This window comes from Desulfovibrio sp. (assembly GCF_041907885.1).
Classification (GTDB): domain Bacteria; phylum Desulfobacterota; class Desulfovibrionia; order Desulfovibrionales; family Desulfovibrionaceae; genus Desulfovibrio.
In genome coordinates this window covers 47,816-58,121 of record NZ_JAYRGM010000017.1, presented here as the reverse complement: position 1 = coordinate 58,121, position 10,306 = coordinate 47,816, and the positions used below count along the sequence as shown (strand labels likewise).

The window sequence follows — 10,306 nt, the reverse complement described above, 5'->3', positions numbered from 1 at the left end:
TTGCGGTATCACACGAAGTTTTTCGGCAGCTCAGCCCCCAGGTTATCCGCTCCATGTTTGTGGAGGGCAAGGTTTTGCTGATGGATATCAAGGGCTTCTGGGGCAAGCAGGAAATGCTTGATGCCGGATTTGATCTCTGGCGGCTGTAATTCGGGAGAGCGCATGCCCTGTCATCTGGTTACCGGCGGTTCGGGTTTTATAGGATCCTGCTATGTGCTTGCAGCCAGACGGCGGGGCGTGCGCGTGGTCAACCTTGACAAGTTGACCTATGCGGGCAACCCCGCCAATCTGGCGGCCCTGCACGGCGATCCCGACTATGTTTTTGTCCGGGGGGATATTGGCAATGCGGAGCTGGTAGACTGGCTGCTGCAAAACTATCAGCCCGATGCCATTGTCAATTTTGCGGCAGAGAGCCACGTTGACCGCTCCATCGTGGACCCGGAATCCTTTGTGCGTACCAATGTGCTGGGAACAGCCACCCTGCTGCGTGTGGCTGCCCGGTGGTGGAGCTCGTTGCCCGCAGAACTGGCGCAGGCCTTTCGTTTTTTGCACGTTTCAACCGATGAGGTCTATGGCTCATTGCAGCCGGGCGACCCCGCCTTCACAGAGGCGACCTCCTACAGTCCCAACAGCCCGTATTCTGCTTCAAAGGCCGCCAGCGACCATCTGGTGCGCGCCTTTTACGAAACATACGGCCTGCCTGTGCTGCTGACCAACTGTTCCAACAATTACGGGCCGCGTCAGTTTCCCGAAAAGCTCATTCCGCTGATGATCTGCAACGCCCTCGACCGCAAGCCCCTGCCCGTGTACGGAACCGGGGCCAACATTCGCGACTGGCTGCATGTGGAGGACCACTGCGCGGCCATTGCCCGTGTGCTCGAGGCGGGCAGGGTGGGCCGCTGCTATAACATTGGTGGCCGTGCAGAAAAGAGCAATCTTGAGGTTGTTCAGGCTGTTTGCGGTATTCTTGACAGGCTGGCCCCGTCGGCCTCTGGCCCTTACGCCGACCTTGTGAGCTTTGTGAGCGACAGGCCGGGGCACGATTTTCGCTACGCCATAGACAGCAGCCGCATTGAGGCCGAGCTGGGCTGGAAGCCAGCGCACAATTTTGAATCGGGTTTGCAGGAGACCGTGCGCTGGTATCTTGATAACACCGGCTGGACAGAAAACGTGCGCAGCGGCGCATACAGGGAATGGATTGCAGTTAATTACGCACAGCGCGGCCCCGGAGGGGGCAACTGAGAAGGGGGCGGTATGAGCGGATGGAAAGGCATCATTCTTGCCGGAGGATCGGGCTCGCGTCTGTATCCCCTGACCCTCAGCGTGAGCAAGCAGCTCATGCCCATCTATGACAAGCCCATGATCTATTATCCGCTGTCTGTTCTGATGATGGCGGGCATTCGCGATATCTGCCTCATTTCCACGCCAGAGCATTTGCCCCTCTACAAGGCCCTGTTGCACGACGGTTCCCAGCTTGGCTGCCGGTTCAGCTATCTTGAGCAGCCGAAGCCCGAAGGGCTGGCTCAGGCTTTTTTGCTGGCAGACCAGCACATTGCCGGACACAATACCTGCCTGGTGCTGGGTGATAACGTGTTTTTTGGGCACGGGCTGCCCGACCTCATGCGCGAGGCCATGGACAGGCCCAGCGGGGCCACGATTTTTGGCTACCATGTGCGTGATCCAGAGCGTTACGGCGTTGTGGAGTTTGACGAACAGCGGCGGGTGGTAAGCATTGAAGAAAAGCCCATCCACCCCAAATCAAATTTTGCGGTGACCGGCCTGTATTTTTACGACAGCACGGTGCTGGACATTGCCCGCTCTGTGCGCCCCTCTGCACGCGGCGAACTGGAAATCACCGATGTGAATAACGCCTATCTGCAACGGGGCGATATGCATGTGGAGCTCATGGGCCGAGGCATAGCATGGCTTGATACGGGCACACACGATTCGCTTATGGATGCCGGGGCCTTTGTGCAGGCTGTGGAAAAGCGTCAGGGCCTCAAAATTGCCTGTCTGGAGGAGATTGCCTGGCGCAATGGCTATATTTCGGCTGATGACGTGCGCGCGCTGGCAAAACCCATGTCCAAGACTGGTTATGGGCAATATTTAATTGAACTTGTGGATGTGGGGCTGGGACAGTGGAAGTAGTACAAACGCCCATTGAAGGTGTGCTGCTGATCAAACCCAAGGTGTGGGGTGATGCGCGCGGGTATTTTGTTGAAACCTGGCAGCAGGAGCGCTATGCGGCTGCGGGCATAAGCCTGCCCTTTGTGCAGGACAATCATTCCATGTCTGCACACGGTATTCTGCGCGGCTTGCACTACCAGAAAAAACGCCCCCAGGGCAAACTTGTGTGTGTTTCGCTGGGCAGTGTTTTTGACGTGGCTGTTGATATACGGCCCGGTTCTCCCACCTTTGGAAAATGGTTTGGCGTTGAGCTTTCGCAGCAAAACCAGTGGCAGATGTGGGTAACGCCCGGTCTGGCCCACGGTTTTGTGGTTACAAGCGAAATTGCCCATTTTCACTACAAGTGTACAGATTATTATTGCCCGGAAAACGAGGCGGCCATTCGTTGGAATGATCCTGCCATAGGCATTGACTGGCCCGTTGCCGAACCCAGGCTTTCGGCCAAGGACAGCGCGGCTCCTTCGTGGGCCGAGGCCATGGGCCTCCACCTGCCTGAATAAGCGATTTTATTGCTGGCGGGCCATGCCGCGCCCGCCAGACAGCTGCTTTATATCCGCCCAGGCAAGAGGCCAAAACCGTTGCCGTCAGGAGAGCATCTCAAGGTAGGGATCGCCCTGACTCAGGTAGCTGTTTACATAGTCTGCAATTCCCTGCTCAATAGAGGCAAAGGCCAGCGGGCAGCCTTTTTCCTGCATCCAGCTCATGTCGGCCTCCGTGAAATTTTGGTATTTTCCTCTGAGCTTTTCCGGCATGTCCACATAGTCGATCTGCGGCGTTTTGCCCATGGCGGCAAAGAGCGCGTGGGCCAGGCTGTTCCAGCTTTGGGCCTTGCCCGTTCCCACGTTGAGAATGCCGTTGATCTGCGGGTTTTGCAGCAGCCACTGCATAAGTTCCACGCAGTCTTTTACATAGACAAAATCGCGCATCTGCCCGCCATCTGCATAGTCTGGGCTGCTGGATTTAAAAAGCCGCAGCCTTCCGGTGGCCGTTATTTCCTCGTAGGCCTTGCAGGCCACGCTGCGCATGTCGCCCTTGTGGTATTCGTTGGGGCCATAAACATTGAAAAATTTAAGGCTGGACACACTGTTGTGCAGCTTGTTGTCCAGCAGCCACAGATCAAACAGGTGTTTGGAATAGCCGTACATGTTCAACGGCTTGAGCAGGCGCGTGTTTGCCACACTGTCTGAAAAGCCCTGCGAACCGTTGCCGTAGGTGGCGGCAGAGCTGGCATTGATAAAGCGGGCTCCGTGCTCAAGGGCGTAACGGCAAAGCTCAATGGTAAAGGCCGTGTTGTTTGCCATCAAAAAATCTGCATCAGTCTGCGTGGTGGCAGAGCAGGCCCCAAAATGCAGCACTGCCTCTACCGGGCAGCCCAGAGAGTTTGCGCGCAGCATGCCCAAAAACTGGTCACGGTGAACGTAACTTGTGTAGCGCCGGTTGACGAGATTTTTCCATTTTTCTGAAGAACCAAGATTGTCGACAACCATAATGTCGGTAATGCCCGCCTGGTTCAGCCGCCAGAGCATGGCGCTGCCAATAAAGCCCGCGCCCCCGGTAACAATGTACATATAAACCTCGCCATGCAGCGTGTGCGCCCCCTGCGGGGCATGGGCAACAAGTGGTCTGTCTCCATAGCCTTTACCACAGCATAGCTCCACAGGGCCGTCCACGTCAAAGCACTCTCGCGCTGGCCCGGTGGGGCGGTTTTTTGTGGAAATTTGCCTCGCACCGGCCCACCCCACGGAGATGTGTGATTGCATTGCTGGCACTACTGCTATAATAATTTAACTATCATTCTTGTAAAAGACCGCACGAGGCTTCCATGCTCAGATTGTTCCGCATCATGTCCTTCTGTCTGCTTGGTTTGGCCTTCGCTTTCGTGCGTCAGGGGGTCTGTGCTGCTCCCATATCCGGTCCTTCTGCCGATACGGCAAGCCCCATTACCATTGTCTGCATGAACGACAACGAGCCTCTTTCGTTTACTTCAAAAGCTGGCGAGCCCGCAGGCCTCATGGTTGATCTGTGGCATCTGTGGGGCGAAAAGGTTGGCCGTCCTGTTAAAATCATAATGGCCGACTGGCAGGAATCGCTGGAAGAACTGCGCTCTGGCCGGGCCGATATCCACTTCAGCATGTATATCACGCCCGAACGGGCTCGCTGGGCAAAGTTTGGCCCTGCGGTTTCACCCGGTATGGGAGGCGTGCTGCTCTCTGCAAATGCTGACAAAAAAATTGTTGATGCCAGCCAGCTGGGTGACGCGGTTATTGCCGTGCTTGAAGGTTCGTTGCAGGAAGAATATCTGCGCGAGCACTACCCCAATGTGCGCCTGCTGGTAGTAAAAAATGGTTACGAAATGTTTTTGTCTGTTGTTCGCGGGCAGGCGGTGGGCTTGGCGAGCAATTTTCCCTCTGCCTATGGCGTGATAGACAAAATGGGCCTCAACAGTTCTTTTATGCCCCAGGCCATGCCGCTTTTTGTGCGCAATCTGCACCCTGCCGTATTGCGTTCGCGGGATGATCTGGTGCCGCTGCTGGATGATGGCCTTGGCCGTATCAGCCGCGCAGAAATGGTGGCGCTTGAAGAACGCTGGATCAGAAATCCCGCGCACCGGGTATGGGGCAATGTGCCCCGCCCACTGCTGCTTACCCCGGACGAACGCAGCTGGCTGGCAAGCCACCAGACAGTGCGTGTGGCCATTGAGAACCATTGGGAGCCCATTGAGTTCATTGATAACGAGGGCGCATTCAATGGCCTTGGGCTAAATTTGTTGCAGCTTGCGGGGCGGTATCTCAATATTTCCATGCAGCCGGTTGCAGCCTCGGTGCTCAAGGATACCGCCGATTCACATCAGGCCGATCTTGAGCCGTTTATTGAAGGCACGCCGCCCGATGGCGGCCCCTGGCTGTTTACCCGGCCATTCATGCAACTGCCCCTGGCTGTGGTTACACTTGATACGGAACGCATGGTGACCACATCGGGTGATCTTGTGGGCAAAAGTGTTGGCGTACACGACCATGCGGGCCTGGCAGATTATCTGCGCGCGCAGTTGCCGCATTCAAAAATTGTAAATGTTCCCAGTCAGGATATAGGGATCAGCGCCGTGCAGAACGGCCAGATTGATGCCATGGTTGGGCTGGCCCTTTCTGTTGAATACTCGGTGGTCAACAAAAATCTGCGGGATCTGCGGGTGGGGCTGCTGCCCCAGTTGCAGTACCCCGTGCGCATAGCCGTGCGCTCTGACTGGCCCATCTTTGTGGATATTCTTAACAAGGCCTTCGACAACATTCCTCACGATCAGCTTGCCGCCGTCATGAACCGGTGGGCCAATCTGCGTATCGAGCGCTCGACAGACTGGACGCTTGTTGCCCGCATAGGGGGCGTGGTTGCGCTTTTTCTGGGCAGCCTGCTTGGTGTTATTTTGGTGTGGAACCGCAAGCTGGCCCACGAATCGGCAGAACGGCAAAAGGCCCTTGAAGAAGCAAGAGCCAATGCAGAGGCCCTGTGGCAGCGCAAGCAGCAGTTGCGCAGCATTGTGGATAATCTGCCAAGCCTTATGATGCTCAAGGACGCAGATGCCCGCTACATAATGGCCAACAAGTATTTTGAGACATTTACGGGCAACCTTGAAGAAGATGTTGTTGGCAAACGTATAACAGATCTGTTGCCAGCAGAGATCGCAGAATCGGGCGTGCAGCAGGATGAGCTGGTGCTCAAAACTGGTAAGGTGCAAAGAATCCAAGAAATTCGCTATGATGCTGCGGGCGAAAAGCATACGCTTGAAGTGGTGCGTGTGCCCCTGTTTCTGCCCGATGGCTCGGTGTGCGGCCTCGTGTACATGGGCACAGATATTACCGAGCGCCTTGCAGCAGAGCAGGCCCTGCGGCGCGCCCAGATGGAAATGTACCAGATATTCAACGCAGCTGGCAGCGCCATGCGGGTTATTGACTGCAATCTGGTGGTAAAAGAGGTTAACAAGACGTTTGAAAGCTGCTTTGGCTACACGCGTGACGAAATGATAGGGCACTGGTGCGGCGAGCATGCCGCAAGTGATATGTGCGACAGCGATTGCGTGGGCAAGCGTATTCTTGACGGCGAACCACGGGCAACCAGCAGGCAAAAGCGCCTGAGAAAAGACGGCAGTGTGGTGTATTGTGATATGGTGGCCACGCCCTTTCTTTCGCCAGATGGCGAGTTGCTTGGCATAATTGAGGATTGTCGTGATATTACCGATCTTGTAGAAAGCCAGCAGGCCGCAGAGCAGGCCAGCAAGGCCAAAAGCGAATTTCTGGCCAACATGAGCCACGAAATACGCACGCCCATGAACGCTGTTGTGGGGCTCACCCACCTTACCCTGCGCACCAAGCTTACCGCTACACAGCGGAATTATCTAAAGAATATCGACAGCTCCGCAAAGTCGCTGCTGCGCATCATTGATGATATTCTCGATTTCTCCAAGATTGAAGCTGGCCGTATGGACATGGAACGCATGGATTTTAATCTGGAGGAAGTCCTTCTGGGTTTGTCCAGCCTGGACACCACCAAGAGCGGCGGCAGAAACATCGAGCTTTTATTGCGCATTGACAGGGAGGTTCCCCTTTTCTTCATTGGCGACCCCCTGCGCCTGGGACAGGTGTTGATCAACCTTGTGGGCAATGCCATCAAGTTTACGCCCATGGGCGAGGTGGTGGTGCGGGTTGCCCTGCAAGAGCAGAAGGATCAAAAAGCCTGCCTGCGCTTTACCGTAACCGATACGGGCATAGGCATGGGGCAGGAACAGCTCGACAAGCTGTTCCAGGAATTCACGCAAGGGGATTCCTCCACCACGCGCCGTTTTGGTGGAACCGGTCTTGGCCTTTCCATCAGCAAACGTATTGTGGAGCTGATGGGCGGCGAGATCGGCGCCGAGAGCGAGCTTGGCAAGGGCAGCACATTTACGTTTACGGTCAATCTGGACATGCAGGCAAATCAGGTGCGCAAAACGCCCCTGACCCTCAAAAATCTGCACGAACGCCGGGTGCTGGTGGTTGACGATTCCTTCTCCAGCCGCGAAATTTTGCGTCAGGAGCTGGAGGATATGGATCTGCGGGCTGGCACGGCCGACTGTGGCGATGCGGCTCTGGAAGAGCTGGTGCGCGCTGCCGAGAGCGGCGATCCCTATGATCTGGTGTTGATGGACTGGAAAATGCCGGGCAACAACGGCATTCAGGTGGTGCGCCTGCTGCGGGGCTGCCGCGAGCTGCCGTATATTCCCACCGTGATCATGGTTACTGCCTACGGCCGTGAAGAAATTATGGAAGAAGCCCAGGCCGAGGGCATTAACCATTTTCTTATCAAACCTGTGAGCCCCTCACTGCTGCAAAACGCCATTATGGACGTGTTTGGTCAGCGGGCTGCGGATGAGGATTCTTCGGGTTTGCCCCAGGAACTGCGCATCCCATCACGGTTCAAGGGCAGCAGGGTGCTGCTTGCCGAAGACAACGAAGTGAACCAGCTTGTGGCCAAGGAACTGCTTGAGTCATCAGGCTTTAGCGTGGATATTGCCGATTCTGGTCTGGTGGCCCTGAGCATGGCCGAGCAGGCGGAGTATGTGATGGTGTTTATGGACATCCACATGCCCGAAATGGACGGCATTGAGGCTGCCACGCGTTTGCGCGCCAATGGCCGGTATGATCTCACCCCCATCATCGCTCTCACCGCAGACAGCATGGTGGGTGACAAGGAAAAAAGTCTGGCCGCAGGCATGAATGATCATCTGCCTAAGCCCATTGACCCCTACCGGCTGGTAGAGGTAGCCACGCAGTGGCTGATGTGGCGCGAGGAGCGGGTAAGCCAGCCCGCCACGGGTGTGCCTGGCACGCAAGCCTAGCCTGAAGCAGACGTAAACCGGTTGGGGGCGGCTTTTGCCATCCCCCAACCAGCGCGGCAAGGCCTGTTTATGGCAGCAGCGGCAGCCGCAGCACAATCCATACGGCCACCGGGGCCAGGGCCGCAGTTAAAATTCCTGCCAGAATCATGGCAAGGCCGCCCATGGCCCCCTGTTCCTCACCTTCCTGCAAGGCCACGGCGGTTCCCTGCGCGTGCGAGATGGTTCCCATGGTCAGGCCCCGTGCAAAGGGGGCCTTGATGCGTATAACATTGAGCCCCCACAGGCCCAAAAGCGAACCCAGCGTGCCGGTGGCCACCACAAATGCCGCCGTAAGCGAGGGAATGCCACCGTACATGGAGGCCACCTCTACGGCAAAGGGTATGGATACGCCCTTGGGCATGATGGAGATTACCACATCTTCCGGCAGGCCGCCCCATCTGGCCAGCGCACCAGCCGAAAGCATGGCCGCAAATGCGCCAGTACATACGCTGGCAAGTATGGGCAGGGCGTTGCGCAGCAGCAGGTGGCGGTAGCGGTACAGCGGCAGGGCAAGGGCCACTGTGGCCGGGCCGATAAGCAGGGTCATGGCCTGCCGTGCGGGCTCGTAGGTTGAATACGGAATGTCACAGAGCAAAAGCACCGCTATGATAATGGCGGCGCTGCCAGCCACAATGTTGATCAGCGGGTGCTTGTAGCGCAGGTACAGGCCGCGCACCAGCGCGTAGGCCAATACCGTGCCCGCCACGCAAAGAACTGTGCTTACGATCTGCATGGCGCTTCCTCCTTGTCCATGTTTTCCTGTTTGCGGGGGGCTCGGCGCAGCACCTTGGCCATAAAGCCCACTATCACCAGCGGCAGGGCGGTGCTGCCCACAATGGCCGCTGCCAGCACCCAGCCGTAGTCATAAAAAACGCTGCCCCACTGCATCAGCCCCACCGCAATGGGCACAAAAAAGAATACCAGATGGCGCAGCAGAAATTCTGCCGCAAGGCTGATGTGGCTTTCTTTAATGATGCCGGTAAGTAGCAAAAAGAACAGCACAATAATGCCCAGCACGTTGCCGGGAATGGGGATGCCCGTCAGGCGGGTGATCTGGTCGCAGCCCCAAAATATGGCGGTCAAAAGCGCTGTCTGCCAAAGCAGTTTCCAGGTGGTACGCATAAATGTCCTGAGGTTCGGGTTGGCCTGTTGCCGCACACCGCTGGCAGAAATTTGTTGAGTGAGGGTTTTTCCCGCCAGCGGTGGGTGGCTTGCGGCATACGTTAGGAGATGTTAGATGTCATGGCAAATGAATAAAAATGAAATAATCAGTCATAAAAGGTGAACAAGTGGAAGTATCAGATCTGCGTACCTTCTTGGCCGTAATGGATTCGGGCAGTATCAGCCATGCCGCCAAGGCCCTGCACCGCGTGCCGTCGGGCATTACCGCGCGCATCATGCAAATGGAGGAAGATCTGGGCGTGCAGCTTTTTTTGCGCGAAAAAAAACGCCTGCTGCCCACGGCAAGGGGCCAGACGCTCTACACGTATGCCCGCAAGATATGCGCATTGATGGACGAAGCCGAGCTGTGCGTCAAAGGTATGGAGCCGGGGGGGCGGCTGCGCATCGGGGCGCTGGAAAGCGCCGCTGCCGCGCGCTTGCCAGAAATACTGGCCAGACTGCACGCAGAATACCCCAACATTGATCTGGAGCTTGTGATCGGTACGAGCAGCTCATTGTATGTGGATGTGCTGGAAAACAGGCTGGACGCCGTGTTTGTGGTAGACGCGCCGCACGATGACAGGCTTGAACGGGTGGCGGCTTTTGATGAACGGCTGGTGCTCATTGCCACCAGCGGGCATGCGCCCATACACACGCCCGACGATATAGGCCGCAAGGCCGTGCTGGCCTTTCAGGGCGGCTGCGCCTACAGAAACAGGCTGGTAAACTGGTTTAGGGCCTATGGCTGGGAGCCGCAGCACATTGTAGAGCTGGCTTCGTACCATGCCATTGTGGGGGGCGTTATCGCTGGCATGGGGGTGGGGGTTGTGCCAGCATCGGTGCTGGAGCTGTGCCGTACCAACGGCATGCTGTCGGTTCATGCCCTTGAGCACCCGTTGAGCAGCGCCGTTACCGAGCTTGTGTGGCGCAAGGGTATGGCCTCGGCCAATGTGGCGGCGGTTTGCCGCTGCCTGAAATGCTGCGAGCAAAAAACGGTGTCACTGCCCGCAGCCTGAGTGGCAACGCGGAATTTTCGCGCCCAATATCTGGACC

At 56.8% G+C, this 10,306-nt stretch carries 8 protein-coding genes; 5 read left to right on the top strand and 3 right to left on the bottom strand.

The annotated features are described in order from the left end of the window. Nucleotides 1-162: 162 nt before the first annotated feature. From rfbB to rfbC, 3 genes are read left to right on the top strand one after another with little or no spacing between them, the layout of a single operon-like run. Nucleotides 163-1,242: a dTDP-glucose 4,6-dehydratase gene (gene rfbB / locus ACE3NW_RS09565; protein WP_374282790.1), complete on the top strand. Its 1,080-nt coding sequence runs from the start codon at nt 163-165 to the stop codon at nt 1,240-1,242. Between the two features lie 12 nt (nt 1,243-1,254). Next, the gene (gene rfbA, locus ACE3NW_RS09560) at nt 1,255-2,148 is read left to right on the top strand and encodes a glucose-1-phosphate thymidylyltransferase RfbA (RefSeq protein WP_374282782.1); all 894 of its coding nucleotides are present in this window, start codon (nt 1,255-1,257) and stop codon (nt 2,146-2,148) included. Beyond that, nucleotides 2,139-2,687 (top strand): dTDP-4-dehydrorhamnose 3,5-epimerase, encoded by a 549-nt coding sequence (gene rfbC / locus ACE3NW_RS09555; RefSeq protein WP_374282780.1) that lies wholly within the window; start codon nt 2,139-2,141, stop codon nt 2,685-2,687. Before rfbA ends, rfbC begins: the two co-directional genes overlap by 10 nt. An 84-nt stretch (nt 2,688-2,771) precedes the next feature. On the opposite strand, the gene rfaD is transcribed toward rfbC, so the two are convergent. After that, nucleotides 2,772-3,755 carry an ADP-glyceromanno-heptose 6-epimerase gene (rfaD, locus tag ACE3NW_RS09550; RefSeq protein ID WP_374282778.1) on the bottom strand — a complete coding sequence of 328 codons (984 nt, stop codon included), beginning with the start codon at nt 3,753-3,755 and terminating at the stop codon, nt 2,772-2,774. Nucleotides 3,756-4,009: 254 nt separating this feature from the next. Between rfaD and ACE3NW_RS09545 the strand changes: the two genes are divergently transcribed. Continuing rightward, complete coding sequence (locus tag ACE3NW_RS09545) at nt 4,010-8,053, top strand: response regulator (protein ID WP_374282776.1); 4,044 nt, start codon at nt 4,010-4,012, stop codon at nt 8,051-8,053. Nucleotides 8,054-8,120: 67 nt separating this feature from the next. On the opposite strand, the gene ACE3NW_RS09540 is transcribed toward ACE3NW_RS09545, so the two are convergent. Next, the gene (locus tag ACE3NW_RS09540; RefSeq protein WP_374282774.1) at nt 8,121-8,825 is read right to left on the bottom strand and encodes an LrgB family protein; all 705 of its coding nucleotides are present in this window, start codon (nt 8,823-8,825) and stop codon (nt 8,121-8,123) included. After that, nucleotides 8,813-9,214 (bottom strand): CidA/LrgA family protein, encoded by a 402-nt coding sequence (locus ACE3NW_RS09535; protein ID WP_374282772.1) that lies wholly within the window; start codon nt 9,212-9,214, stop codon nt 8,813-8,815. Before ACE3NW_RS09535 ends, ACE3NW_RS09540 begins: the two co-directional genes overlap by 13 nt. A gap of 167 nt (nt 9,215-9,381) precedes the next feature. On the opposite strand from ACE3NW_RS09535, the gene ACE3NW_RS09530 reads away from it, so the two are divergent. Next, complete coding sequence (locus tag ACE3NW_RS09530) at nt 9,382-10,269, top strand: LysR family transcriptional regulator (RefSeq protein WP_374282770.1); 888 nt, start codon at nt 9,382-9,384, stop codon at nt 10,267-10,269. Nucleotides 10,270-10,306: the final 37 nt, after the last annotated feature.